The sequence below is a fragment of the Streptomyces humidus genome (assembly GCF_014649655.1).
In the GTDB taxonomy this organism is placed as follows: Bacteria; Actinomycetota; Actinomycetes; order Streptomycetales; family Streptomycetaceae; genus Streptomyces; species Streptomyces humidus.
On the sequence record NZ_BMTL01000007.1, the window covers coordinates 223264 to 249686 of the forward strand.

Sequence of the window (26423 nt, forward strand, 5' to 3'; positions counted from 1 at the left end):
GCTTCCTTCGGGGCCGGGGCGCGGCCGGTCACTTCGTGGCGAGGTAGAGGTCGGTAGGGGCGGGGCGGGCGGACTGCGTGCCGCTCAGCAGCGGGGTGAAGATCGGGGCGAACGGCCCGTGCTCCTGGAGCTGCTGCAGGGTGGTGACGCCGATGTGGATGTCGCCCTTGAGCCGGCTGAGACGGACGTCCGCCGCGGCGCGGGTGTAGAGGTCCTCGGTACGCGCGGCCAGCCGCTGCGGGCGCCGGTCCGGCTCCCCGGCCTTCGGCGGCGCCGCGTCGAGAATCACCAGGACCCGGGGGAAGACCGGGTAGTTGTACATCCACGCCGGCCGCGTCGCGTTCGGGGTCCGTCGCGTGCGGTCCACACTTTGCGGGACGTACTCGTACAGCCGGCCGTAGGCCTGGAGCTTCGCGGCGAGCCGCGCGGAGGTCATCGTGGCGCGGTCGAACTCCACGAAGAAGCTGAGCATCGTGCGCCGGCCACCGCGCTCCATGTGCACGTAGTTGAGGATGGCGTCGCTGATGACGTGGTCGTCCTCGAAGCGGCGCTGCCCGTCACGGATCCGGTTGGCGACCTCCGGGGTCCAGTCCAGCGGACCGCACTCGTGGCCGAGGCGGCGCGCCCACTCGACGAAGGCAACACCGACCTCGTTCACGCCGAGCGTGTGCGCCTGCCGGGCCCCGGCGACCGACTCGGGCGACACCCGGTAGGGCCGGGAGGGCAGCTCTCCGGCCTCCTCCACCGACGCGGCGCCGGCTTCGGTGAGGAACCACAGGAACGGCAGGCTCTGGACGCGCCCGCGGCCGCCGGGTCCCTGTGCCCGGATCCGGTCGACCAGCCCGGCCTGGTGCAGCTCGCCGAGCTGCCAGCGCAGGTACACGGGACGGCCCGGCCGCTTCTCGGGCAGGGTCAGCAGCACATGCAGCTGGGGGGTGGACAGCACCCGGTGCTGGTACAGCAGTTCCAGGATTTCGCGGCCGATCGTGTGAAAGCTGCGCGTCGGCGCCGACGTCGCCGGCGACTCGGCAAGGGGCATGTTCATCCGAGCCTCGACTGGTTCTGGTGGGGATTGATCGGGTGCACGTTGTTCGGGGTCTCGTCAGCCGGATCCGGCTGCGCGCCGCTGATGAGGGTGCCTTCGCTGTCGTGAACCCGCGGCTTGGCGGGCCCACCGGCGGACACCGTGCCATGTGTCGGTCCACCGGGGCCTTCGTCGTCCGCAGGTGCGGCTTCATCGAAGTCGGGCTCGTCGGGCGGCACATCGGCGCCGGTGGGATCGTCGTCGTCCGGCGGGACATCGAGGGTGACGATGAACCGGCGCAGCCTCAGGTCCAGCCGGCGCAGGTCGGTGAGGATGTCGCGCACCGAGCGGCGCTGCAGGTTCTCGTCGATGGCCCGCGCCAGCCGCTCCTCGTTCTGCGGCCGGTAGTAGTCGCCGTACAGGTCCTCCACCGAGGCACCGCGGACACGGAACGGGTCGCTCGTACCGCCGTCGAGCGTCACCGACATCACGTAGTTGTACCGGTTGAGCTGGACGATCGTGTCGGGGGAGACCTTCTTTCCCCACCGTCGGGTGACCAGCGTCGCCTCGTCGACGTCGGACGCGGTCGTCGACAGGATGGACAGATTCTGCAGCAGGCCCTGCCTGGTGGTGGCGCTCAGCCGCTGCGCCATCTGCGTCATGGCGAGCAACTTCACGTTGTACTTGCGCAGCTGCTCGGTGATCTGGGCGAGGGTGCCCTTGGACGCGCCGTCCACGCTGGTCAGCTCGTCGATGAAGGTGTAGAAGTCGCGGCGCTGGTCGGGCGGGGTGTCTCGTCGTGAGAGGCCGGCGCGGAAGAGGTCGTAGATCAGCAGGGAGCTGATGATGCGGTCGACGTCGCCGGTGCCGGCGGGGCAGACGAAGACGATCTTGCCGGTGTCCATGGCGTGCCGGATGTCGTACGTCGACCGGCTCGACCCGAGGAACGCCTTGATCGCGTTGCTGGACGACAGGCGCTCGATGATGTTGGTGACGACCGGTACGGCTTCCTTGCTGTAGCTCGGGAAGACGTTCTCCCAGAAGTCCCGGATGTCCTTGGGCAGGTAAGGCAGCACGTTGGTGCGCCACACGGCGTCGGTGAGGATCGTACGGATCTGGAAGACGGTGGGCGCCAGCTCGGGCCGCCCGGCGCGGCAGACGTGCCACGACAGGTAGACCAGGGACTCGACCGCCCTGGTGAGGATGGTCTTCGCTCGGCCGGCGCTGTCGCTCCAGTTCAGGGCCGCGGCGAAGCCGGTGACGATGTACTGGACGAGGTCGGGGATCTCCGACTCGCGCCGGCGCTCCATGGACAGCGGATTCCAGGAGCCGACCATCTTGTCGAGCTCCGGGGACGTGAGGTCGATTTCCCAGATCCGGTCGGCCAGTTCTTTGTGCGCCAGGTACGGGCGCGCGCGGGTCCAGCCGTCGCCGTGGGGGTCGAGGAAGAGCACGCCGAACCCGTTGTGAGCCAGGGCGATCGCCTGCACGAGCGACATCTCGGTCTTGCCGAAGCCGGACTTGCCGAGGAACAACGCGAACAGCAGGTACTTCAGCGGGACGCCGGCCAGGCGCTCGCCGCCGCCGGACTTGGATACCCAGCCGAGAGGGAGCAGGCCCTGCTGTCCCGTCCACGTCGGGAGGGCCGCCGGAGGGGGCGGCACGACCCCGCCCGAGCGGGTGATGTTGGGGGCGTTGTTGTGCTTGGTGGGCGGCTTGAGCAGGCCGGCGATCTCCTGGGCGGTCACCCAGGAGTGCCGGCGCGGCACGAAGAGCCCGGTCTCGAAGCGGCGGTCGAACTTGCTCCGGTAGAACCAGTGGTCCGAACGGACGCGGGTGACTCCGAGGTGGAGGCCGACGGGCCGGAGGTGGTTGTCGCCGGACCACGGCTCCAGGGCGGCGAGGATCTGGTCCAGCAGCATCCGGGCCCGGTACTCATCGCGTGCGCAGGTGCGGACGAGCAGCTGCATGGAGAAGACCGGCTCGGCGCCAGGGGCGAGCTTGCCCATCGCGGCCTTCATGTCGGCGACGCGGTGGGTGCGCTGCTGCTGCTGGTGGTGCTGCCGCTGCCGGGCGCCGCCGCCGCCCTGGTTGCCCTTCATCTCGGTGGCGATCTCGGACATGACGGCGCCGAGGTCGAAGCCGAACCGGTTGGTGCGCTGTTGCGGCATGCCGGGTATGGCCGGACCGTCGGACGGGTTGCGGCGGGCCTGGGCGAGCAGGCGCCGGCGGCGGCTGCCGACCCGGTTCGGGGCGACGGGAACGAGGTCCAGCATGACGTCGGCGCTCTCGCCGAGGTCCTCGCGGACGTCGGCGACCGCGTTGGCCAGGGCCTCGAGCGGGTCCGGGGTGAGCGGCACTTCGCGCAGGGCGAGGTGGTCAGGGAGGGCCAGGGCCAGCTCCGCGCGGGCGTAGTGCATCTCCCGGGTGGCCGGCTTGTCGCGGACGTCCGCTTGCGGCTTGGCGAGATCGACCGGCGGTGCGACGGTCGGGTCTGGTGCGATGGTCATGATCTACCTGTCTGTGGTGTGCGTCGGGGCGTCAGGAGCCGAGCCGGATCTGCGGCTGTTCGCGTGCAGCACGGCCGTCGGCCTCCACGGGCCTCATCTCGACCTGGGCGTAGCCCTGGTGGCGCAGCACCGACATCGCTCGGTCCGGGCCCTCGACCCTCATGGACAGCGCTCCGTCGGAGCAGGTGAAGCGGACGCGGAGGGCGCTGGTGCGGGTCGAGGTGACGAGCCAGCGCGACACGCTCTTGTGCGCGCGGGCCATCTGGTGCCCGAAGCGGATGACCTCTTCCGGCTTCGGGTCGAAGCCTGTGGTCGGCAGCACTTCCAGGGCCGTTCGCTTGGACATCGGGCCGCGGGAGAGGGCCCAGCGGACCGCGGCAGCGACACCGCCGGCCGCCAGGGCGACCAGGGCGACCCACCAGGCGTTGGCCATCACCGAGTCCGCCAGCTGTTCGGCGTGAGCGGGAAGGTCCCCGGTGAAGCCGATGACGCCGTCGATGAGGTCGGTCGTGGTCATCGCCCACCGTCCGCGGGCAGGGTGGGCGGCGCCGCGGCGTCAGCCGGAGCGGGCACGGGGGAAGTCGGGAGCACGGCGGCACCTCCAGAGAGCAAACGGGCCTTTCGTCTGCTACAGGTGTCGGGATCCGGCTCGGTGTGACACTCCGCTCCGAAATTCTTCGCCGAGTTGCGTCGGCCGGCGCCACGGCTCCCTGCAGGGAGCGCGTGACGCCGGCCGTGGGTCAGATCTTCACGCCGTGACCGCGGAGGTAGGCCAGCGGGTCGATGTCCGATCCGTACTCGGGCCCGGTCCGTATCTCGAAGTGGAGGTGCGGGCCGCTGACGTTGCCCGTGTCGCCGGACCATCCGATCCGGTCGCCGCCCTTCACCTTCTGGCCGACGGAGACGTTCAACGAGGACTGGTGCGCGTATTGCGAGTACTTGCCGTCCCCGTGCTTGATCACCACCTGGTAGCCGTACGCGGAGTTCCAGCCGGCCGTGACCACGGTGCCCGGGCCCACCGCGCGAACCGCGGTTCCCTTGGATACCGGGAAGTCCACGCCGGTGTGGTAGCCGCTCGACCACATTGACCCCGAGACCCCGTATCCGGTGCCGATGTGCTCGTCGGCGACCGGCGCGACCCATGTGCCCGACGTGCCGCCTGAATCGGGCTCGGTGTAGTCCGGACGCTTCATGATCAGGATTCGGTCCGTCCAGAACGAGAGGGGCTCGATTCGGACGCGGGCGCCGGTGTGCGGTGCGTCGATCACCTCACCGCCGCCGATGAACATGGCGACGTGCTCCGGGCTGGAGGCGCTGCCACCGGAGAAGATGAGGTCGCCGGGGCGCAGGTCTTTCGCCGAGTTGACCTTGCTGCCGATGTCGACCTGGTCGTACGTGACCCTGGGGAGGTTCACGCCGACCTTGCTCCAGGCGTACTTGACTAGGCTGGAGCAGTCGCAGCCGGTAGAGCCCACGAACGGGGGCTTGCAGCTGCCGCCCAGGACGTAGGGGGTGTTGTAGGCCTCCTTGGCGCCGGCGACGACTTTGGCCAGGCCACCGGAGACCTTGCCGTCCATCGGAGCGGCCCACTTCTCCGCCCGCTCCCGGATCTCGCGGACGTAGTCCCGGGTCTCCTTGTACGGCGGGATGCCGCGGTACTGCTTCACCGCGCCGCCGCCGGCGTTGTACGCGGCGAGCATGTTGTCGACGACGTCGCCGGGCACGCTGCGGATCTCGTCGGCGAGCTTGCAGTCGTAGGACACCATCGACGGGACGGCGTCCTCGGGATCCAGGGGGTCTGCGCCGCCCTTCTTGTTGGCGTCGATGCCCTGCGTGGCCCAGGTGGAAGGGATGAACTGGGCGATCCCGAGCGCGCCCGCTCCGCCGTCGGGCGGGTTCTTGCGGAAGTTGGATTCCTGGTAGAGCTGGGCGGCGATCAGCGAAGGAGTGGTTTCCGCGCAGCCGTAGTCCCGCACTGCGTTGAGGATGATCGGGCGCAGCCAGTCGGGGATGTCTTTGGTGTCCGACAGGCCGCCGCCGAATCCCGCGTTCTCCAACGCCTTGCTGGTGTTGTCCTCACCGATCGCCGAGGTCAGCGCCAGTACGGCAGCCAGCATCAAGCCGAAGCCGAGCAGGCATGACAAAAGGATCGCGATCAGTACTCTGCGCAGGGCCTTGGACTCGCCTTGCTCAGACATTGGGAAGCCCTGCGACGCGCCAGCTGCCGTCGGCGCCACGGTGGAGCTTGAGTGCCACCTGTTCTTCCGACGCGGTGGCGGCACCTGTGGCCGGCGTCTCGGTCAGCCTGTAGATCACGCGCGCGAAGGCGGAGTCCTCGGTCGGTGCGGGAGCTCCGTCCGGCAGTGACACCCGCAGAACGGTGACCGTCACTTGGACCTGGCGGTCCTTCCAGTTCAGCCACTGCCGCTGGCCGGCGCTGCCGCCGGTGTGAGTGCGCAGGTCCTCGGCCAGATCGCCGTCTGCGTAGGCGGCGGCGCGCCGGGAGGCGTCGTCGAACGAGGTGTCCCGGCCCGGCCGGGCGTCGTGGCTGGCCCACGCGGTCGTGAACGCCCGGGCCGCCTCCTGTAGCGGTGCGGGCAGCGAACTCGGCTCCGAGGCGACGGGAGACTCGGACGGCTCGGCTGCGGGTGAGGCCGTCGTCGGGCGTGCGCTGCCGGAGCTGCTCCCTGTGGGGGTGGCGGAGGGTGCGGCAGTACGCGCAGAGGATTCAGGGGCGGCGGGACGATCGCTCCCACCGAGCCCGAGGAAGAGGGTGACGCCGACAGCTGCCAGGACTGCCGCAGCGGCGAACAGCGCGATCGTCCCGCGCTGGGCGCGAGCGCGCGCGACATCGGTTTTCGGCATGAGGGTCCCCCGTGAGGTGGTTCTGGTGCGGTGATCTGGGCGGCCGGGGCCTGTTGGGCCCCGGCCGCGGCCCGGCTACGGCCGGGGCCTGGGCGGGCCGGGCGGCCGGGTGGCGCGCCGGATGGCCCGGGGCGGAGCTGGCGGCTTGGCCGGCGTCGACTTTTTCGCGGCCGGCGGGGGCGGCGGTGCAGGGGTGGGCGGGGTCGGCATCTTCGGCACCCCGGCCGGCCCGGCGGTCGGCGGCTTCACCGAGCTCGGCGTCTTCGTGCCGGCCGCCTTGGGCCCGGGCGTCTTGGCACCGGCCGCAGTCGATGCGCCCCCAGGAGTCTTCGGCGCGATGGCACCGGCCCGGGGCCCGGGAGGAGTCGCGGCTCGCGGGTTCGACTGGATCGGAGCCAGACCGAGGTTGACCTGTGCCTTCGTCCCTTGCTTCGCCACGAACTTGCCAGCCGTGGCGACGTTGCGCTTGTACTCGGCTCCGAAGTCCTTGGCCTCCTGGACCTTCTTGTCGACGGTGCGCGCCTTCACGGCCTTGAGGTCGTCGCCGACCTTCTTCCCGCGCGCCATGGCCGCAGCGCCACCACGTTTGGTCGCGGCAACACCGCGGGGGATCCCCACAGGTGCGCCCACCGTGGCCATGAAGGCGAACTTCCCGGCCTTGGCGCCGTACTTGGCAGTGGTGGCGGCCGCCTTACCGGTGGCCATGGTGGCCCTGCCGCCCCTGGTCTGGGACATCTTGTTCGCGGCCGCCGTGGCCAGCCGCTTCTTCAGGGTCTGCTTGGCCGCCTGCTGCGCCGCGACCTTCGCGGCCGTGCTCGCACCGCCGGTGCCGACGGCCGCGGCCGCGTTGGTGGCGAGCCGGGCAGCAGTCCGCAGACGGCCGGCCTTGCGGTTCGCCTGGGGTGAGCCGACCCAGGCGTTCTTGGCGGACTTCAGACCCTGACCGACCGGCCTGCTGACGCGCCGCGCCTCGCCTCGGGCCTCGCCCCACATCTGCTTCAGACCGGGGGCGGTCTCGGCGTAGCGGCCGGGGCTGCTGAACACGGAGCGGCGGCCGGCGCCGCCGACGCGGGCATTGGCCAGCTTGCGGTTGAGGTTGACCGCGATGCTCTGCGCGGTCTGCTTGATCTTCTTGTGGCCGGCCAGACCCGCGACGGCGGTGACGTCGATGACGATGAACTTCACGGCAAGGACGTCACCGGTGTCCGCGTCGATCAGGGCCAGAACGATCAGGATGAAGATCGCCAGGAAGAGGATGGCGATGATGATGCCGAGAACGGCCTTGGTGATCGCGGAGAACCAGCGCCACAAGGTGGCGCGGCCGCCACCGGGCAGAATGCCGGCGGTGAGGGCCCAGTGACCGCGGATCGCCTCGAAGGCCAGCCAGCCCTGCGCCGTGAGGAACGTCCCGGTGACCAGGATCATGAGGATGGCCACGATGACCGCGGCGATCGCGACGAACAGAGCGGAGAAGGCAAGGTCGGCGGAGGCCCGCTTGGCCTTGGGCTTCACGTCCCCGCAGGCCGCCTCGAACTTCTTCGCGTTCTCGTTGAGTTGCCCAATGAAGTTCGTGTCGTAGATCGAGTCCATCATCGCGGCGTCCCAGTAGTTCATCCCGAGCTGGTCGAGGTTGAACTCGGCGAGCTTGTACTCGCGGAAGGCCTTGTCGCACGGCCCGCCGAAGGTCTGCCCGTACACCATGAGCTGGTTGGGTTTGACGATGAACGCATCGACCAGGGCGTCGGTGATCGGCTTCGCTACGTTGTCCGGGTCGGCGCTGCCCTTGGCGCTCGCGGGATCGTCGGCCAGGACGATGCTGGCGACCTCCAGGGTGAAGTCCTTTGCCTTGCCCAGCAGGCCTCCTTCCGAGAGCAGCATGGTGGAGCCCTGCGGCTGCGCCTGGTCGTGCTGGCCGAGCAGGACCTGGGCCGGTGAGACAAGCACGGTGGTGGTCAGTGCGGCGACGACCAGGGAGACACCGATTTCGGCGAAGCCGCGCGAGCGCTCCTTGAAGAGGATCAGCCAGCCGCAGTAGAAGCCCGCGAATGTCAGGAACAGGCCGGGGAGGCCGAGCCGGTCGATGACCTGGTTCTTGATGGTGCTGGAGATGTTCTCGACGGGACCGACCATGACCTTGGCCAGCCCGAAGTTCAGTGCCCACTTGATCAGCCAGCAGGTGAAGCCGATGACCCACTTCGAGACGCCGAAGAGCAGCTGGGCAACGATGTTCCAGATCTTGAGGTCGATGTCCTTCCAGCCGCCCGTGTCCGTCTTGACGGTGTAGGAGCTGATCGGGACGCCGTCCTTGTCGGTGACGTTGAACGGCTGGAGGATGCCGTCGCTGCCGTCCTTGGGCTTCTGGTTGAGGTTCTTGCCGCCGGGGCCGGCAGCCGGCTTCGCCGGCGCGGACGTGCTGGGCGACGGCGATGGGTCTGCGCTGGCCGCGGGGGCCAGCACCACGGTGAACAGGGCCAGCAGAACGCCGATCAGCCCGAGGCGCCGCTTGAGGCCACGCTGCCGGAGGCGACTCATGCCAGGACCCCGTCCGCGGCCTCGGCGAACTCCACGGTCTCGTCGGCTTCGTCGTCGAGCTGGCCAGGCGTCGTGGTGATCGCGGCGGCCGCATTCTCGTCCGCAGGTATCAGCACCTTGATGCCCGCGATGCGCTTGCGGAGGTCTCGGTACAGGCCTTCGCCGGCCCGCAGGGCGCGCTCGGTCTCGCTGACGTTGAGCGGGCTGAGGTTCTCGGTGATGACCTTGAGCATTTCGTCGTCGGTCGGGTCGAGGTCGAGGAACTCCAGGCACCGCGCGGCCAGGGCCTTGCCGCGGTGGCGGAAGACGAAGATGTGGCTGAGCAGCGCCCTGATCTTGTCGCCGATCTCGCTCTTCGGGCCGATGTCGTACGGGTCGTGGCTGCCGGCGAAAGCTCCGGCGTTGTGCTTGCGGCCGTCGGCGATGAGCTCGAGCATCAGGTTGGAGCCCTCGGCGGACGAGGTGAGCCACCAGCACTCGTCGAGGAAGACGCCGGCGAACTCGTTCGGGTCCGCGAACGCGATCTCGCGGCAGAGCGCCGTCATCAGGTACATCAACCGCCAACCGAACCGCTTTTCGACCTCCAGGCTCGGGAGGCGGTGCTCGGAGAGCTCCTCCTTGGTGGGGAGGCCCAGGCGGTCGACGGCGAAGACGATGCTGTCGGAGTCCGTGATCCGCACGACCGGCAGCGTGGGGTCGAAGATGGTGCGGCCGAGGTCCTTCTTCGCCAGCGAGCGCAGCTTGCGGACGAGTTCGGAGGCTGCGGCGCGGACCGCGTTGTCGTTCGGCTCGTCCGGGTCGGGTGTGCGGGCCCGGTCGGCGAGGGTGTCCATCAGGGCGGTCATGCTCGGCTTCGGGCCGAGCCGGGTGGCCTCGATCGCCTCGGCGAGGGTGATGCCCTCGATGCTCATCGAGCCGATGTCCAGGAGCGGGGTGAGGAAGGACTCGGTGTAGCGGGCGGCGCGCGGGCCGCGGAAGACGCGCAGGGGGTCCAGGCTGACGCCGGCGTTCTCGTCGACGTTGATGATCTGGGTCGTGCCGGGGCACGCGAGCGCGAACCGCGACCATTCCTGCTGGGGAGTGCGGTCGATGACCAGGGCGCGGCCGCGGGAGTTCCTCTGCCCGGTCCGGTGGCCGGTGGTCAGGATCGAGTACATCGCGCACTTCATCGCGACGGACTTTCCGGATCCGAGCTCGCCGACGAACGCGGCGGACGCGGAGGCGTTGACGCGGGGGCCGTGGGAGAAGTCGACCAGCACGGGGCGGACGCCGCCGCCGTTGAGCTGGAGGCCGAAGAGGCTGCCGGAGTCGTCGCCCAGGCCGGCGCCGCAGAACGGCATCGACATGGCGAAGTCCCTGGCCAGCAGGTACTGGGTGTAGTCGAGCATCGGGCCCGGGGTCTTGGTACCGGGCAGCATGCCGTGGAACAGCGCGACCTGGTCGCCGGTGGGCCGCACCAGCGTGTAGTCGTTGCCGCCGAAGTGGTTGGCCAGCGACGTCGCCTTCTCATCCGCCTCCTCGGGGGTCGTGCCCCACACGCAGGTGGCGACGGTGGCGCGGATCTCGACCTCGGTGCTGGAGGCGGTGAGCCGGTCGCGGTACTCGTCCAGGGCGAAGGACGCCTTGTCGAGCGATGCCGGCACACCGGAGGTCTCGCCGTCGTACTCGCCGCGCTGGTGCGCGAGCTCGCGCTGCTGACGCCGGCTCTTCGGCTCGGCCTTCGAGCCGGACTCGACGTGCAGCCGGACGGCCCAGTCCACGGGGAAGTTGAACTCGTCCAACGCCGCCAGGTACTCGCTGCCGGGGAACCGGAAGGCTTCCGGCATCTCGGAGAGCACGCAGAACGCCTGGTAGGAGTCGCCGTGTTCGCTGGTGGCGCGCAGGTAGCGGCGCTTGAAGGGGTTGGTGGGGCCCTTGGAAGCCCGGGTGCCGCGGCCGCCCTCGTCGAGGATGACCTGGGTGTGGGCGGTCACCGTGTGACCGCGGCCGCGCAGACCCCGCGGTGCGCCGTCCTCGGGCAGGAGCGGCTCGTTCAGGCCGCGGCGGGCGCTGTGCCCGTAGATCCACAGGATTTCCGCCTCGGTGGCGGGCCGCATCTTGATGCCGGAGGGCCAGCCCGCCGCCAGGCGGCTGGCCTGCTCCAGGCGCTGGCGTTCGTCAGAGAGGGATATCGGGGCGACCGGCAGGCCGAGGGCGCCCATGACTTCCGACTGGACGGAGGAGAAGACGGCCCGGGTGCTCTGCTTGAAGTCGACGTGGGACAGGGGGACCGCGAGGAAGTCGACGCGGCCGGTGAGTTCGAGGTCCTGGAGCTGGTCGAGGACCTTCAGCGCCAGGTCGACGTACTCGGGGGAGGCGTCGAGGTCGACGCCGGCGGTCATGCGGGTGACGACCGACGCGGCGTCGACGCTCGGGCACAGACTGAGCAGGAGGGCCTCGCCCCGCAGGGACTTGAAGAGGGACTCCAGGGAGTCCAGTCGCTCGCGCTTCGTGGACTTCGAGGCGTGGGTGTAGTTCTCAGTGTCGACGCGCCACACCGCCCACACGGTGGCGGCAGTGGTCCAGATCAGGTGGCCGCTGATGTGCCGGACGGGGAGACGCATGGCGTTCTTCTTTCTGTGCTGGTGGTGATGTCGAGGCAGCTGGTTACTGCTCGTCGAGGGAGGCGAGGAGGGCCTGCAGCCCGGTCTTCGGCTCTGGCCGGCCCGCCGCAGCCGCAGCTGGAGCCGGTGCCGGGCGGGCTTTGCGTACCGGCGCCGGTGCGGGCTTCGTGGCGGCCGCCGCCGGGGCGGGCCGATCGGCGGACCGGACGCGCACCGTGCAGGTGGCGGTCGCCAGTCGCGGTCGAGCGACCCGCTGCGGCTTGCCGGCCAGGCGCCCCTGGGCCGGAGTGGAGGAGTAGATGAGCAGGCTGCGCACGGCGCGCGCTGGGTCCCGGCCGTCGAGCCGCGCGTACCGCAGCACCCAGGCCAGGCCCCAGGGGATCAGCGCCATGAGGATGAAGTTCATGGCGCCGAAGTGGGCCCACAGGCCCCTCGTCATGACGAGGAGCCCGAAGCTGATCACCATGGTCATGACCTGGGTGATCGTGTAGGGCCCTCCCGGGAGCCGACCGGCTCCCGGGAGCTTGCCGATGACGAGCGGGTGCTTACGGGCTCGCGTGTACGAGTGCCCGATCAGCTCCTCCTCCGAGGCGCTCACGAGATCCGCCAGCCCTTACCCGCCAGAGCGGGCGCCTCGCCCGGAGCGTGGACCACGGAGACCGAGGCCGCGGTGTCGTCGATCTCGGAGCCGACCTTGGTCTTCAGGACGTTGAGGTTGCTGATGCCCCAGAGCACGAGGGCGGCCAGGACGAAGGCGACGAGGGTGCCGACGAAGGAGCGGGTCTTCCACCAGGCCATCAGCACGGCGATGATCGCCATGAGGGTGGCCACGGTGAGGACCAGCGTGCGGACCTGGCCCGTCTTGGTGTTGGCCCAGTCGAGGACGTCGCCGGCGAGGACGACGTGGTCGGGGTTGGCTGCTGCCAGGGTGTGCATGAACGATTCCTCTTTCTCAGGAGTTCGACGGCGACGGCGAGGGAGTCGCCGTGGCTGCGTCGGGGCTTGGGGTGGTGGTGGTGTGCGGCGCCGCGGAAGGCGGGCTGCTCGCGCGGATGGCCGGGGCGTCGTCGACGGACGCGACCTCCCAGCGGCCGGCGCGGGACTTGAGGGTGAGCGCGTAGCTCAGCGAGACCGGGCTGCCGGCCTGGTCCGTGGCATCGACCTGGACCAGCTGGTGCAGCACCGTGCCGTCGGCCGGCACCTTCTGCTGGCCGGAGCCGGACGAGTCGTCCTGGACGCCGGTCACCTTCAACGCGGCGTACGGCGCAGGGCTGATGGGCTGAAGCCGCGTACCGGGCGAGGTGTAGCGGTCGAGTTCGGTGGAGCCGGTGAGGTAGGCGGCTAGGAACCCGCGCGCGGTCTCCACCGACGGGTCGGCGCTGCTCGACCCGCGGTCGGTCTCGTACGCCAGGCCGCCGGGCTTGACGGAGGCGGGTGCGGCCACCTGCGCTGGCAGGGACGTCGCGGCGTAGCCGGCATCGGATGCCGCCTTGTCGGTACCGCCGGCACTGGCCGGGCCGGTGGCCTGAATGCCGACGCGGAAGTACTGCACCCCCAGGCGCTTCGCCTTGCCCTTGTCGTCGTGCGCCGTGACGTCGGCGGCCACGGTGATCGACCAGTAGCCAGGCTGTACCTCACGGGAGGCCAGGACGGTGGACTGCGTGGCCTCGCGGGTCCCGGGCTTGACGGCCAGGGCGAACGAGCCGGAGTAGTACGGCGCCAGGTCACGCTCGGTGCCCTGGCCGGCCTGGAGGTAGGCGGCGACGAACAGTTCGGCGAAGCCGGCCGGCCCGACCGAGGACGCGGGCGCTGCGGCAACGACCGGCTTGGTCGCGCCCTGGGCCGGGCCGGACGCGCTGAGGAACGCCAGCATTCCCAGAGCCGGGCCTGACGCCACGAGAGCCCAGGCACCGACGCGGGCCAGCCGGGAGATCCCGGACATGTGGGCGGTGCTCGCCTTCCACCCGGTTTCATCCGGCTGGTCCGTCGGCGACTCCTGGTGCTCCTCGACCTCCTCGTCCCAGACTTCCGCCTCGACGAACTGCTTCTTCTTGTCGGCCTTCCGCTGCCGGCGCTGGCGCTTCACGACGCCGTCCGCAGGGCCTGGACCGTCAGGACGGTCGAGATGCGCTCCTTGAGCTGAGCCGGCGTACGGGCCAGCAGCACATCCCACGACGCCAGGGCGGGCTCCGACTCGCTGTCGAGGAAGGACCGCATCTGCTGGTGCAGGTCACGGTCCATCGGCCGGCTCACCAGAGCGGCGGCAATCTTGGTCAGCTCGCGCGAAGCACGGGCCACACGGGCCTCGTCGGCGTCGAGCAGCTGTCGGCCGGTGCCGGCCGGGGACTTCGTGGTCACGTCGGTTCTCCCGGAGGTTGAAGGGTGGGGGCGGGGCGTTAGGGGCTGGAGGAGCTCTGGTGGGCCTCTCGCCTGCTACAGGTGTCGAGGAAGTCCGCGGTGTGACAGTCGGGCCGAAGTTTTTTCGAGGGACTTCTGCGGCGGTCAATCCACGGCGCGGGCCGGCGTCTCTCAGGCCGCGGCGCGGTACTGGGCGAGGGGCGACTTCGTGCGCAGCGTGCGAACGGCACGGCTGGCGTGCTGCCGCAGCAGGTCCCCTTCGTGGCCCATGGAGCGGGTGGTCATGTGCCGCTGCTCGGGCCGCTGCGAGGTGGACAGGTAGTACCGGGCGATGCGCTGCGCCTCGAGCTCCTTCAGCGCTCCGATCTCCACCGCCCACAGCAGGAGGTCGAGGACCTCTGTCCGCGCCTCGTGACGTGACAGGGCTGGCTCATCGGCGCCGACGAGCTCCATCTGGGCAGCGCGCATCAGCAGGTCTGCGAGCTCGACCGTGCCGTGCGGGGTGTCGGGGTCCTCGCTGGAGACGACGTGGGCGTAGCGGGTGTGGCACTCAGCTGAGGCAAGAGGCGCGACGCCGGCGGCGAACTCCTGGACGTCCTCTATGTCGTCGAGGCAGGCGGCCAGGGTGCGGCGGGTCAGCTGCAGGGTGTCGAGCGCGAGGTTGTTGAAGATCCGCCGCGGCCGCCGGTCGAGCGGGTAGGTGCGGACGACCTCGAAGGCGGCGCCCAGCACCGTCGCGCAGACGTCGTCCCACGGAAGGCCGTACGAGCGCTGCTGCGTCTTCGCCATCAGGACCGTTTTGGGCAGGAGGACGCGTACGGCCACCCGCCATGCGAGGTGGGCGTCGAAGCCGGTCCCGCCGGCGCGCTCGACCAGCAGGTGCATGACGCGGTCGTGTCCGTCCAAGTCACCGCGGCGGTAGTAGACGGAGATCTTGTCGACCACGTCCTGGGGACTGGTTGCCCCAGCGAGGTCGGGGTGCTCCTCGGCCCACGTGGCGACGCGGTCCTCGGCCTTCAGGTCGCGGCAGAGCACGTCCCAGTCGCGGTTCATCAGGGCGAGCGTGTCGTAGCGGGTTGTGGACTCGGAGGAGTCAAGTGCCGGGGTGTGCTGGGTGGTGGCCACGTCCGTGTCCGTCCTTTCGCGCCATCTGGTCTCGATGGCGCTCACACTCCCGAGGCCCCCCTTGACCGCGGTCTGACGGCGATTCCGGCGCGACGAGGTCAAGGGGAAACCGGCCCTCGGCACCCGGCGGCCCACTGGGCAAGGGGGGCCGCGGTCAAGGGGTGGGCGCAGTGGTCAAGGGGGATGGCATCCACTCGGCGAGGTGGATGGGAGCGACCCACTCCACCGAGGACGCGGTGGAGACCACTTCCAGTGGACGGACCTAAGGCACCGCGGAGCCGGCTCCATCCACTGGACCGGATGGAGCACACCGAGTGGATGGACCACGCCCCGTCGCAGGGCTCACGAACCTCCACCCACTGGCCACCCACGGTGGGCCGGGACGTCCCGCCCATCGGCCCATCGCGATGGACGCCATCGCGAACTGGGTCCGAGACACCCCGGGTCGCCATCGCCTTCACACGCCGTTCTGCACGGCGCCGGGCTCCGGTGGGTGTCGCCGGGGAGGAAGCGCCAGCCGCGCCCCGCGGCTCCCCCTGCTCGGCGGCCGCCCGCATCGGACAGAGGCTGCCCGTGCCGGTGCCGTGCGCCGGCCTCATCGGATCCTGGCCCTCTGGCGCCTGCTGCGTTTCCCCTTGACCCGGGCCCAGGTCAAGGGGAAACAGCAGGCGCCCCGTCCCGTGGTCAAGGGGTGCAAGCACGGCCGGTCAAGGGGGTGGCCGAGGGGCCAGATGATGCGGTGAAGCTGGTCAAGGGGGAGAGGAGGGGGTGGCGAGGTGATCGCCGGAAGGTGTCTGCCGGCGATCACCTCGGGTGGGTGGCACGCGCGGTTTCACCGCGATCCAGCCTGTGGCTCGGCCGGCCACCGGGGCCACCCCATCGCCTCGTCCACCGTCCGTCATCGGTGGGCGCCACCGGTGCACCGGATCGGATGGAGCCCACCGAGTGGATGAACCACACCCCGTCCACCGGGTGTCGCCCACTGGGTGTCGCCCATCGGGTGGTCCGAGCCGATGGACCACACCCGATGGACGAAGGCGACTCTCCATCGGGTGGGCTCCATTGCGGGGCGCAGTGCCACCGGATGGAGCCCACCCTGCGCGCGGGACCGAGCGGTGGGGAGTGGGCTCCGTAAGTGGCCGGGTGGGGAATGGCGGGTGCGTCACGCCGGCCGCGGTGGCGACGGCAGCGTGCGCTCGCCCCACCCTCGACCGCGACTCCACGGCGGCTTGTCGCGGGCCCGTGTTTCTCCTTGACCAGGGCGCGGGTCAAGGGGAAATCGGCCGCCGCGAAAGCTGGTCAAGGGGCGCCTCTGAGACGTCAGGACCACCGTGGCCCGTCGCGGATCGTTGAGCTCCTCCGGGCCGCGGCGGGCGCCCGCTGTGTGGAACGTGGCGCCGGCGTGGTCGGCCCATCGCCACCCGGGGTGTGGAGAGCCCGGAGCGGTGGAGTGGACGGCTCACGATGCGGCCCGCTCCAGATGCCGGGTTCGGCATCGGACACACAGGCCGGTGGAACCGAGCGCCGGGCGGGTGCATCCGCTGCCGTCCCACCCCGCGCACGCCTCGGGCTCCACCGCTGAGGACGGGCGGCCGGCGCGCATCCCCTCGTGCTCCTCTCGGCACGGCCTGCACCTGCGGCCCGGCTCTGTCCGGTTCAGCAGCAGGACGGCGCAGCCGCACTCGGGGCACCGGCCCCGGGGAATGGCGGGAGTGGAGCGCGGGGTGGGGGTGCCGGTGGGGGTGGAGTGGACGACGAGGGTGGGAGTGGGCGCCTCGGGCTGGGCGGTGGCGCGGCGCCGGTCGCGGACGATCTCCTCGCACACCGAGCACCGGCGGCCGCTGCTCCACAGGACACCGGCCTCGCAGTCGAAGATCCCGCAGCCCCAGTGCGGCAGGCCGACGCCGAGGATCCACCGGCCGGGGTCGCGGATCTCGTCGGTGAAGAACCGGCAGGCTCGTGCCTCCAGGCGCTGCCGCAGCCGGGTGTCGTCGATGCCGGAGCGCAGCTGCTGGCCGACCTCCCGGGCGATGCGCCGTTGCATGTAGACGCTGGTTTGCCGGTAGAGCCTGTGCACCGGCTCGAGAACGGCGTGCACCCGGGCGCTGATGGTGAGCCCGGGTCCGTCGTAGGCGCCGGTGTGGTTGGTCAAGGGGGTGCCCGCGGGCTTGGTCAAGGGGGTGGTCAAGGGGGTCTGGTGGTCATCCGCGCGCAGCGCGAGTCCACCGTCGCCGTCGCCGCGCGGTGGTTGCGCACCGCGGTTTTCCACAGCTTCACCTACCTGTACTTCGCCTACGGCGGGTGAGAAGGGGGCGCGCTCGTCATCAGGTCGGTCAGTCCTAGGTTCTTCCTTAGTCGCGAGTGATCCCGCATCAGCCGAGGAACCCGATCCCTCACCAGGACCAGAGGTGGAGGAGGGTGCGACGTCCGCGGTGGACGGTTGTCCACAGGGGTCCTGAGGAAGGGCGGCGGGGATGTCGTGGGCGATGAAGTGGTGGCGGCCGCGTACGCCGGCTCTGCGCTCCACGGTGATCCACCGCGTGGCCTCCAGCTCGTCGACGATCTCCCCGGCGGCCGCGGTGGTGAGCGGCTGGCCGGCCCGTCGGCCGCTGTAGTGGTGGAGCGCCCCTGCGATCTCCGACTCGGTGAGCGGGATCCGCTGGGCCTGGGCGTACGCGATGAGTGCGTACGCGCGCAGCTGGCGCGGGGTGAGGTCCTCGGAGGCGGCCACCGGGATCCATACGAACCGCTCGGTCGCGGACAGGGGCCGGGTACGGCGCACCGCCGAGGTGCCGCATCCGCCGGGCAGGGAACGGCGGGTCGAGGACAGCTCGACGACGCCGTCGGGCCCGGGGCGCATCAGCTGCGTCATGCCGCGCTCGACGGAGGCCTTCGACAGCCCGACGTACTCCGCGATGGTCACGGTCGCCGCTGTGCATCCCTCAGGACGCGACGCCAGCGCGGCGATCTTCACGTACGCGGTCAGCGCGACGTCGGCGTAGTGCGGGCTGGTGACGAGGCGCAGGGGCACCTTGACCCGCTGGCGGCGCTGCGGGCGCGCCTGATCGCCCGCCGGCGGCGGGCTACTCGGTGGTGCTGCTGTGCGGGGCACGCTTCTCCTGGCGCACCGGTGCCGCGGGGCGGCGACTCGGGTGCGCTGGGTCTCGACGGCGTCCGGCAAGGACGCGCGGTCTGGGGTCTGGCCAGAGGCACTCGGGCGAGGGCTGAAGGAACGGGTCCTTCAGCTGCTACGGGTGTCGAAAAAGCCGACGGTGTGACAGTCCGGCCGAAAAAATCCCCAGCGAACCTGTGACCTGCGGGTCAAGGGGCTCTCTGGGTTGGCGGCAGGCCCCCTTGACCGGGCCCGTGAAGGCTCGTTGGTCAGGTGTGGGGAGCGAGGCCTCGGCTCTCCTGGTCAAGGGGTGTCGGCTGGAGCTGGTCAAGGGCAGACCGCTGGACCGCTGTGGGCCACGGTGGATCCGGGCCGCACCGATCCAGAAAGCGGGCACGCAGCGTGGGGTGGGTGTCACGGACGGGCGAATATCCACCGCGATCGGCGTGCTTCGATGGCGTCCGAGCTGACAAAGGCCATGGGTGTACTGCAAGATGGACCCCGTTCTCCCGGGTCGCCCCGGGAAACGACAAACCCCTTCGGGGGGATTGCTGCTGGAGGGCAGTGATTGCCGGACCATTCGGTCCGGCCTTCGCTCGGACTGGGCTGCTAACCCGGGTCGGAGCGGTGACGGCCGGCAGAGGAGCTGCTAACTCCGAAGCCGGCGGAGAGGGGCGAGGAGCGGCCTTTGCTAGAGGCGCCCGCCCGGAAGACCTACGACATCCTCAACTCCCCCTTCCCGGGGGATTTCGTGTTTCTGGGCCCGGCCGCGCCGGGCAGCGCCCATGGCAGCGCCGCGCCCGGCATGGCGAAACCGCCCCGGGTCTGCGCGGTGCTGGTCATGGGAGAACCGCCTTCTCGGTTCGCCGGGCCCGTCCTCGGCGCGGAGCGCCGGGGGCCCGAGGTGAGGCGTTTTGGATCAAGCGAAAGTCACCCTATCCCCTGACAGCCGCCGTGCACACGCACTCAGCGCGTTGTCCACGCGACGTCGAAAAGTGCGGCCAAGAGGGGGCAGTTGACGCAGAAGGTTACTAACTGGCGCTTCCCGTGCGGATAGTCACCCGATCCGCACGTACTACCGTCAAAAGGTATGAGGTTGGGCGCTCATCCGTATATCCGACTCTTCGAATCTCGAACACCGCGGTGCCGGCCTTGGCCTTGAGGAGCGAGCACTCCTCGGTGGTGGCCGACCTCGCGCCCCAGCTGCTGGTGTGGCTGTCCTCGCGCCGCAGCGTGCCCGCCGTGAACGGCGCGACGGTGGCGGCCTCGGCCCCCGACACCGCGAGCAAGTCCGGGGTGAAGAGGGTCTGCAGCGCCCACGGGATGCCGGCCTGCAGCAGCACCGACTGGCGGACGGACAGGGCGGCGTCCGGCGTGAGGCCCAGGGCCTCGACCGCGGCGGCGTCGGTACCGGGAACCCCGCGCCTCGTGTCGTCGTGGCCGCCGTCGCCGGACTCCGCCGGCCTGATCAGCCCGTCCTCGTGCAGGCGGACCGTCATGGCGAGAGCCGGCTGCAGTACTCGACTGCGGCGGCGCGGGGCCGTCTCGACCAGGCCCTCCTCTTCGAGGAGCCGCAACGCCTGGGCCACGGTGTTCGGGGCGACGCCGAGCTTTTCACCCAACTCACGCTGACCGGGGAGCTGATCACCCGGGGCCAGCCTGCCGCTCAGGATGTCGGCGCGCAGCGCGGCCGCGACCTGCTCGTGCGGGTGATGGGACGTCATGGGCACATCTTGCCGCACCCGCCAGAACTCTCGGCTCATCCGCTCGACCTCTCCTTGACGTGATCGCCAATGGCGTGCATCATCTGACGCAACTGCATTAAGGCAGTTAAGGCAGATGGCGCGTGAAAAAGCAAGCGGCCCCCGGGGCTGGTCCCCCCGGAGGCCGTGAACGCGCCCTCACCCACCAGAGCGCAGGAGATGAGAACGCGTGAACACCATGATGGCAGCCCACCCGCCGAAGCCGGCAGACGCCCGCGGATTCACCGAGGACGGCATCGCCCGGTACCTCGCCGACACCGAGTCGATCGACGACCTCGTCGCCGGCGGCTACCTGGCCGGCCACGACGGCCGACTCATCGCCCAGCAGCTGCGAGCCCCGCAGCTGCGCCGGGCCATCACCCACTCGGTGTGCCACACCGTCCAGCCGGACGTCGACAACTTCTACCAGGAGGACGGCGAACCGGACGCCGACTGGCAGCAGCGCCGCGCCCGCACGGTCCGCGACCACTGCACCGCCTGCCCGGTACGGGCCGCGTGCGCCGAGCTCGCCCTCCGCGACGACGACACCGTCGGCGTCCGCGGCGGCCTCGCTCCGGAGAAGCTGACCCGCCGCCTGGTCGCCGAGACCACCAGGCTGGAGCGCGCCCGCGCCCTGGATGGGCGCACCGCGGAGGCCCGGCGCGCCCGCATCGCCGCCGGCGCGGAACTGCAGAGGCTCTCCGGCCAGTACCTCGGCACCTCCGGCAAGCCCGAGAAGCGCCTGGAGAACATCGAGAACATCCGCGAGGCCGCCCGCCGGCGCGACGAACTCGTCGCCGCCTACCGCCACGCCGCCGGCTGGACGGTCGCCGCATGACCCCCGCCGGCGACGAACGCGCCCGCAACCGCGCTCTGGTCAGCGCCCTCGCCCGCCGCGACGACGTCCTCTTACTCCCCGTCCTCGTGCCGGCCGACGCCGACGTACCGCCCGTCAACCCGCTCACCGTGCTGCTCCTGGTCCTGCTCGGCCAGGCCACGGCCGAGCGCGACGCCTACAGGGACTGGATCACCCAGGACCCGACCCCGCCCACCGACGACCCGCTGCGCGCCCGGGCCGCCGATGCGGCCAGCAACCTCGCCAGGAGGGACTCCCCGTGACACCCGACCTCGCCCCCCATGGTGCGGCCCTGGCCGAACTCTTCGGCAGCTGGCAGTTCGTCCTCGGGGCGCTCGTCCTCACCCTCGGACCGGCGATCGCCCTGCGCCGGCGCCGCGTTGCCCTGGCCGCACTCACCGACACCGAGCGCGCCGCAGCCGCCGACCGCCGTGGCCGCCGGATCGAGGACATCCTCACCGTCGTCATCGCCGCGGCCGCGGCCGCCCTCTCGGCCACCGGTCTGCGCCGGGTAGGCCACCACCAGATGGGCCTGGACACTCCGTTCGACCTCCTGCCCTTCGTCGCACTGGACGTCGCGGCGATGGTCTGCGGCCGCCGAGCCCGCCGCCGCGCCCGCGACGGCGATGGGCCGGGCCTGTCCGGAGCTCTCTTCTGGATTCTGGCCGGCATCAGCTCGGTCTTCTCCGCGTCCGAAGCCGCCTCCCTCCTCGGCGGCGCCGTTCGCGCGGTGTGGCCGGTCCTGGCGGCCGTGCTCTGGGAGATCGGCTCGCTCGAGGAGCGCCGCGCCGCCCGCAACAAGGGCGGACGCCCGGACCGTCGCATCGCCCTGGTGCGCCTGCTCCACCCCGTCGAGGCCTTCCGCGTCGCGCTGCTGCTCGCCGCCCGCCAGGACCTGGCCCAGGAGGAAGCCACCGCCGAGGTCCGCATCTCCCGGGCGGCCTACCGCTGGTACCGGTTGCGCCGTGCCCAGGACGCGGTCAAGCGAGCCGGCGGGATGACGCGCTGGGTATACCGCCTCGTCGAGATGCATGCCGACGCCCGCGCACAGGATGCCAGCGAACGAGCAGGATGCTCCGACCCCGCCATCCTGAACCGCGTCGTCGCCCGCTTGCAGATGCGCGTACGCCAGGCCGACATCGCCGGGATGAACCTGAGGAATCCCGCCGCGTTCGAGGGCATCCTCAGCACCCTGATCGGCACTATCCCGACCATCCCATCCCAGGCGGCCGACCCTCATCCTGCGCCTTCATCCCACCCCGCCAACGACGAAGAGCCGCAGCTCAGGGCCAGGATGGCTGAGGGCGGTGAGCCCGGGGACGACAGTGGCGACGAGGACACCGCCTCGCCGCACCCGGACGTCGACGCCGAGCAGGATGAGGCGCCGGGCGCGGAGCGGAAGACCGACGAGGAGGTCATGGCCGCCTTCGTCGAGACCGTCCCGCGCAAGGATGACGGCACGTTCGCCTGGGGCATCAACAAGTGCGCCGAAGCCCTCGGCATCGGCAACCCGCGGGCCAAGCGGTTCCTGAAGACGCAGGCCGAGTGGCTGCCCGAGGCGCTGGCATCCCATCCCGCGGCGCACGGCGCCGACGGCGAGGAGCCGGACCACTTCGACCAGGCCCTCGCCCTCGCGAACGAGCCGCCGCAGCCGGCCGCCGCCCCCCGGGCCCTCGATCCCGCCCTGCCACCGGCCGGCCAGCAGCTGGCCATCGACGAGCGCTTCGCCCTCGACCCGACCGTGGGCGACTTCGAGCAGCACGACAGCGGCCTCCTCCTCCCCGCAGCAGCCGGTATTCGCCAGCCCTGACCTGACGCCCCGCTCCGCAGGGCGCCCGAAGGCTGCCCGCGAGCACGACCGTGAGGACCACCCATGCCCGCCACCTTCGACCAGCACGTCAACGAAGCCCTCGACCTCATCGCACCGGCCCGTCGCCAGGTGAACGCCGGCCGCCCGGCCCGGACCGCCGGCGCCCCGCAACACCGCCGGCCCCGCCTCGTCCTGGTGCGGCGCCCCGCCCCCCACGAGGGGAGCGAGCAGTGAGCACCACCCCTTCCACCCGCGGCCGGCGCAGCCGGGCGCACGACGACGCCATCCAGGGCAAACCGCACGCCACCCCGGAGACGGAGGACACCATGGGAGCTGACGAGACGCAGCTGCGCCGCGTCCTGTCCCGCATCGGTGTCCGGCCGCTCGGTCATGCCGAGCAGCCCGTCGACGAAGAGCCCGACGCCGCCGCCCACCCCGCCCCGGACCAGCAGCCCGTCGCCGCCACCCGGCGAAACCCGGCGGAGCCCGGCGGCGGCCGACTGCCCGCGCCCGGACAGACCATCGACCTCACGGAGCCCCCTGAGCAGCAGGCCCGGGCGGACGAACCGACGCTCCCCGAGGAGCAGGACGACACGGCAGACCCGGCGCAGCCATCCGAGACGCGACGCGTGGGTGAGGCGGCGAAGAGAGGGTGGCCGCCCCGCGTCCCCTGGCGTCGACACGAGGACAAGGACCAGGCCGAGGGCCCGGCCGCCGCGGCCGGCGACGACGACCTCCCGCAGCCGGAAAGCGACCAGCCCGACTGGTACCGCGTCCAGAAGACCGACGATCCGCAGGCGCCGGACCCGGGCACCTACGAGGTGCACAACCACTACTACGGCACTGGCCCGGACTCCTCAGCACCCGCAGGGGAAAGGGCCGGCCGGAGCCGCAACCGCGGCTCCCTCACGGCCTGGTGGGCGTCGCTCACGCCGCTGCAGCGGTTCATCCTCCACAACGGATCAGCCGCAACCGCCGGCGCCTGGGGCTGGGGCATGTTCACCGCCCAGTGGAACACCGGCCTACCCCAGTGGACGCTCGCCGTCATGCACGACGCTGCCGCCGGCAGCACAGAACCGTCCACCCCATTCATCGTCGGCGGCGGCGTGATCCTGCTCGCTGCAGTCGTCGGCGGCGGCATCACCGCCTTCGTGGAGAAGTGGCTGTACCGGCTGCCCTCGTTCTGCGCCGTCGTCCGCTTTCTCACCCACATCCCGGTCGCCTCCGCCGGGATCGCCGTTCTGTGGTTCTCCGCCCCCACCTTCTAAGGGATACCCGTGACTAGCCTGCTCGCCGCCGGGGCCGGATCCAGCGCCCTCGGCCCGATGTCCGCCACCACCATCAGCGTCATCCTGATCGTCACACTCATCTACGGCATCAAGGGGAAGGGCCGGAAGAAGCTGGCCCTTGGCCCCGCCCAAGCCGTCGGCTTCTTCGCCGAGCTCGCCTTCCTGCGCGCCGGCTCCTGGCCCCACGACCTCGGCACCGCCGTCCAGGACATCCCGCGGCAGGTGGCCGCGAACCCCGACCTCGGCGGCATCGGCATGACCGGCGTGGTGATCATCCTGCTGGTGCTGTCCGCGTTCGCCCCCCTCGTGCCGTTCACCGGAGCCCTGTGGGGGATGCTCACCGCGGCCGCCATGTCCGCGGCGCAGGGCTCCATCTGGCGGGCTGTCATCTCCGTCGCCACCGCCGCGCTGTCCCTGGTGGGCGCATGACCGGCAAGCCCGACGAGACTCGGCCCGGAAAGCCGGATACGACGAAGACCGCCAAGCGAGAACGACGGAAGCCCACGCTGGAGGAGATCCCCTTCGTCCGCGAGGTGCCCGTCGTGGCCAGCGCCACCATGGTCGTGCTGCGCTACGTGGGCGCCTGGCTGCGCGGAGGCGATGAGGAGAGCGGCGGGTTCGGAGTCCGCCTGCTCGCCCTCGGTGCCGCCGGCTACATCGCCCTCTACTTCGCGGAGAAACATCCCGGGCTCTGGTACGCCTACGGCGGCGCGGGCTTCCTCCTCGTCACGACCGTCGCCGTCCGCACCGGCCTGTCGGCCGGCCGAACCGTGAAGGACCTGGAAGCCGCCCAAGCTCCCACCGTCGCCGAGGAGGAGCAACCGAGCACCGACATCCAAAACGATCATGAAATGGCGGGGGAGGAGGACCTCGAAGCGGAGCCGCTCACCGTCAGCCCGGCCGAAGCGGACGCGGCGTTCGGCTTGTTCGTCGAGCACAACGTCGCCTTCGCCGTCCGAACGGATCCCAAGGGCGACCGAAAGGGCGTCCACACCGACACCCTCCTCAAGATCCTCCACGCGAAGGAGATGCTGACCGACTGGACCGAACCCATGCTGAGGCAGAAGTGCAAGTCCCTCGGCATCCCCGTGCGCAAGCAGATGGGCATCCGGGGCCGGAACTACTTCGGGGTCCACATCGAGGACTTCGAGCAGTCCCTCGGCAGGGCCGTACGCGTACCCCCGCAACTGGTCCCAGACCTCACCGCGAACGCCCCCACCCCACCCCCGTCCGAGCCCCCCGCCCCACCCTCCGAGATCACCCTCATCCAGCCCCCTGCAGGAGCCGGCTGAACCACCCGCCGCCGCCCCCTGCCGGCCGCCGTCCGGAGGGGGCGGCTCGGCGCTCACAACAGGCCTTCCCCCGGCTTCCACTCCCCTACCGGGCAGAGGGCAGACCACCCCCTACTAGCCGCATCTACGACTGCCTGACCTGCGCATCTATCCCAGCGATAGATGCGCCTATCGCGCCCATCTACCGCGCCCTACCGGCTTGTTCCCGTCCCGCCGCGCGCGCCCGCCCGGTACGGTCGAAGCACACTTCAGAGGACCAGTGGAGGGGGAGCCCGCGGTGGCATGGCGGTACGGGTGCGGCCCGTGCGAGGTCACGACAGGATGGCTGCCCAAGGACCAGGCCTCCGCCAAGCGGGATGAGCACCGGGATACCGTTCACGCCGGCATGATCCCGACGGTCGAGGTCTTCGAATCCAACGCCCGGCCGATCGCCAAAGATCCGGCCGCCCTGCGCATGTGGGCGATCATCGCAGCCGTCTGCGTGATCGCCTGGATCACCCAGAACATTCGCTGACCGGGGCCGCCTAGTGGCGCCTCCTGCCCCGTCCCGGCCAACCAGCGCCTGACGAAAGCCCAGTGAGGTCGCGCGCTCAACTGGACGTTGCGTATTGAGCATTCAATGTGTAATGTGGATCTCGACGGAGAAAGTTCCGCATCCGTGTCACACGCAGCTCGCCTACGACACCTGTAGCAGTTGAGCGCACCCACACACCTTCCGGGAGTCCACCGTGACCACGCCCCGCACTCTCACGCTCGGCACCGCCATAACGACCGCCGCGCTCCTCGCCCTCACCGGCTGCGCCAATAAGCCCGTTACGCACGGCGAGGTCATCGACAAGCGCGGCTACGCCGGTCGCTGGATCCCCGAGTACAAGGACGTGTACCGCCAGGACTGCTCGACCATCCGCACCAGCTCGTTCACTGCCACCTCCTTCGCGGGCCACAGCGGCGGCTCCAGCGGCGGCTCCAGCGGCGGCAAGTCCAGCGGCGGCAAGTCCAGCTCGTCGGGCGGCACAGGCAAGAAGAACAACAACACCACCACCGGCGGCTCCGGCGGCACCCCGCCCGGCAAGTCGCTCACGAACGGAGGTACCTCCGGCACCACCAAGCCCGACAGCAGCCAGCCCACCAAGCAGTGCCAGCGCAAGTACGTGGGCCGGAACCAGACCGGTCAGCACTGGCAAGCAGGCAAGTGGGAGCTCCGGCTCCGCGACGGCGACCGAACCGGATGGATCACGGTCTCCGAGACCACCTACAACGACACCGATCTCCACGACCGCATCTGACGGCCCCCAGAGACCCAGA

At 70.8% G+C, this 26423-nt stretch carries 23 protein-coding genes; 9 read left to right on the forward strand and 14 right to left on the reverse strand.

Going from position 1 to position 26423, the window contains the following annotated elements:
- Positions 1-28: 28 nt before the first annotated feature.
- The 14 genes from IE239_RS10710 to IE239_RS10775 all read right to left on the reverse strand — a co-directional run bounded on the left by IE239_RS10710 (position 29) and on the right by IE239_RS10775 (position 19853).
- A complete protein-coding gene (locus IE239_RS10710) occupies positions 29-1045 on the reverse strand; it encodes a replication-relaxation family protein (RefSeq protein ID WP_190149018.1) in 1017 nt (338 codons plus the stop codon).
- Positions 1042-3534: a type IV secretory system conjugative DNA transfer family protein gene (locus tag IE239_RS10715; RefSeq protein WP_190149019.1), complete on the reverse strand. Its 2493-nt coding sequence runs from the start codon at positions 3532-3534 to the stop codon at positions 1042-1044. The genes IE239_RS10710 and IE239_RS10715 overlap by 4 nt, the downstream gene beginning before the upstream one ends.
- 31 nt (positions 3535-3565) lie before the next feature.
- A complete protein-coding gene (locus tag IE239_RS10720; protein WP_024126970.1) occupies positions 3566-4051 on the reverse strand; it encodes a hypothetical protein in 486 nt (161 codons plus the stop codon).
- Between the two features lie 223 nt (positions 4052-4274).
- A complete protein-coding gene (locus IE239_RS10725) occupies positions 4275-5732 on the reverse strand; it encodes a peptidoglycan DD-metalloendopeptidase family protein (RefSeq protein WP_024126969.1) in 1458 nt (485 codons plus the stop codon).
- On the reverse strand, positions 5725-6399 hold the full coding sequence (locus tag IE239_RS41980) for a Cif family virulence factor (protein ID WP_024126968.1): 675 nt from the start codon (positions 6397-6399) through the stop codon (positions 5725-5727). The genes IE239_RS10725 and IE239_RS41980 overlap by 8 nt, the downstream gene beginning before the upstream one ends.
- Positions 6400-6474: 75 nt before the next feature.
- Positions 6475-8931 (reverse strand): hypothetical protein, encoded by a 2457-nt coding sequence (locus IE239_RS10735; protein WP_229878014.1) that lies wholly within the window; start codon positions 8929-8931, stop codon positions 6475-6477.
- Positions 8928-11534: an ATP-binding protein gene (locus IE239_RS10740; RefSeq protein WP_024126966.1), complete on the reverse strand. Its 2607-nt coding sequence runs from the start codon at positions 11532-11534 to the stop codon at positions 8928-8930. Before IE239_RS10740 ends, IE239_RS10735 begins: the two co-directional genes overlap by 4 nt.
- A gap of 43 nt (positions 11535-11577) precedes the next feature.
- Positions 11578-12132 (reverse strand): hypothetical protein, encoded by a 555-nt coding sequence (locus tag IE239_RS10745; protein ID WP_024126965.1) that lies wholly within the window; start codon positions 12130-12132, stop codon positions 11578-11580.
- A complete protein-coding gene (locus IE239_RS10750; protein WP_024126964.1) occupies positions 12129-12470 on the reverse strand; it encodes a hypothetical protein in 342 nt (113 codons plus the stop codon). The genes IE239_RS10745 and IE239_RS10750 overlap by 4 nt, the downstream gene beginning before the upstream one ends.
- Positions 12471-12486: 16 nt before the next feature.
- Entirely contained in the window at positions 12487-13620 is a 1134-nt protein-coding gene (locus tag IE239_RS10755) for a conjugal transfer protein (RefSeq protein ID WP_190149020.1), read from the reverse strand.
- On the reverse strand, positions 13617-13892 hold the full coding sequence (locus tag IE239_RS10760) for a hypothetical protein (protein ID WP_190149021.1): 276 nt from the start codon (positions 13890-13892) through the stop codon (positions 13617-13619). The genes IE239_RS10755 and IE239_RS10760 overlap by 4 nt, the downstream gene beginning before the upstream one ends.
- Positions 13893-14063: 171 nt before the next feature.
- Positions 14064-15017: a hypothetical protein gene (locus IE239_RS10765; RefSeq protein WP_190149022.1), complete on the reverse strand. Its 954-nt coding sequence runs from the start codon at positions 15015-15017 to the stop codon at positions 14064-14066.
- A 1459-nt stretch (positions 15018-16476) separates the two neighbouring features.
- The gene (locus IE239_RS10770) at positions 16477-18129 is read right to left on the reverse strand and encodes an SMC-Scp complex subunit ScpB (RefSeq protein WP_229878015.1); all 1653 of its coding nucleotides are present in this window, start codon (positions 18127-18129) and stop codon (positions 16477-16479) included.
- A gap of 1031 nt (positions 18130-19160) precedes the next feature.
- A complete protein-coding gene (locus tag IE239_RS10775) occupies positions 19161-19853 on the reverse strand; it encodes a GntR family transcriptional regulator (RefSeq protein WP_190149023.1) in 693 nt (230 codons plus the stop codon).
- 217 nt (positions 19854-20070) lie between these two features.
- Between IE239_RS10775 and IE239_RS10780 the strand changes: the two genes are divergently transcribed.
- The 9 genes from IE239_RS10780 to IE239_RS10820 all read left to right on the forward strand — a co-directional run bounded on the left by IE239_RS10780 (position 20071) and on the right by IE239_RS10820 (position 26404).
- Positions 20071-20709 carry a WhiB family transcriptional regulator gene (locus IE239_RS10780; protein ID WP_229878023.1) on the forward strand — a complete coding sequence of 213 codons (639 nt, stop codon included), beginning with the start codon at positions 20071-20073 and terminating at the stop codon, positions 20707-20709.
- Positions 20706-20990 (forward strand): hypothetical protein, encoded by a 285-nt coding sequence (locus tag IE239_RS10785; RefSeq protein WP_024126956.1) that lies wholly within the window; start codon positions 20706-20708, stop codon positions 20988-20990. Before IE239_RS10780 ends, IE239_RS10785 begins: the two co-directional genes overlap by 4 nt.
- Positions 20987-22537, forward strand: coding sequence for a DUF2637 domain-containing protein (locus IE239_RS10790; protein ID WP_190149025.1), 1551 nt, complete (start codon positions 20987-20989; stop codon positions 22535-22537). Before IE239_RS10785 ends, IE239_RS10790 begins: the two co-directional genes overlap by 4 nt.
- 63 nt (positions 22538-22600) lie before the next feature.
- Positions 22601-22771, forward strand: a complete 171-nt coding sequence (locus tag IE239_RS10795; RefSeq protein ID WP_190149026.1) for a hypothetical protein — start codon at positions 22601-22603, stop codon at positions 22769-22771.
- Positions 22768-23805, forward strand: coding sequence for a chromosomal replication initiator protein DnaA (locus tag IE239_RS10800; RefSeq protein ID WP_190149027.1), 1038 nt, complete (start codon positions 22768-22770; stop codon positions 23803-23805). Before IE239_RS10795 ends, IE239_RS10800 begins: the two co-directional genes overlap by 4 nt.
- A gap of 9 nt (positions 23806-23814) precedes the next feature.
- Entirely contained in the window at positions 23815-24255 is a 441-nt protein-coding gene (locus tag IE239_RS10805; RefSeq protein ID WP_024126952.1) for a hypothetical protein, read from the forward strand.
- Entirely contained in the window at positions 24252-25118 is an 867-nt protein-coding gene (locus IE239_RS10810; RefSeq protein ID WP_024126951.1) for a hypothetical protein, read from the forward strand. The genes IE239_RS10805 and IE239_RS10810 overlap by 4 nt, the downstream gene beginning before the upstream one ends.
- A 385-nt stretch (positions 25119-25503) precedes the next feature.
- Positions 25504-25632, forward strand: a complete 129-nt coding sequence (locus tag IE239_RS42955) for a hypothetical protein (RefSeq protein ID WP_267929054.1) — start codon at positions 25504-25506, stop codon at positions 25630-25632.
- Positions 25633-25846: 214 nt separating this feature from the next.
- Positions 25847-26404, forward strand: coding sequence for a hypothetical protein (locus IE239_RS10820; RefSeq protein WP_190149028.1), 558 nt, complete (start codon positions 25847-25849; stop codon positions 26402-26404).
- Positions 26405-26423 lie beyond the last annotated feature (19 nt).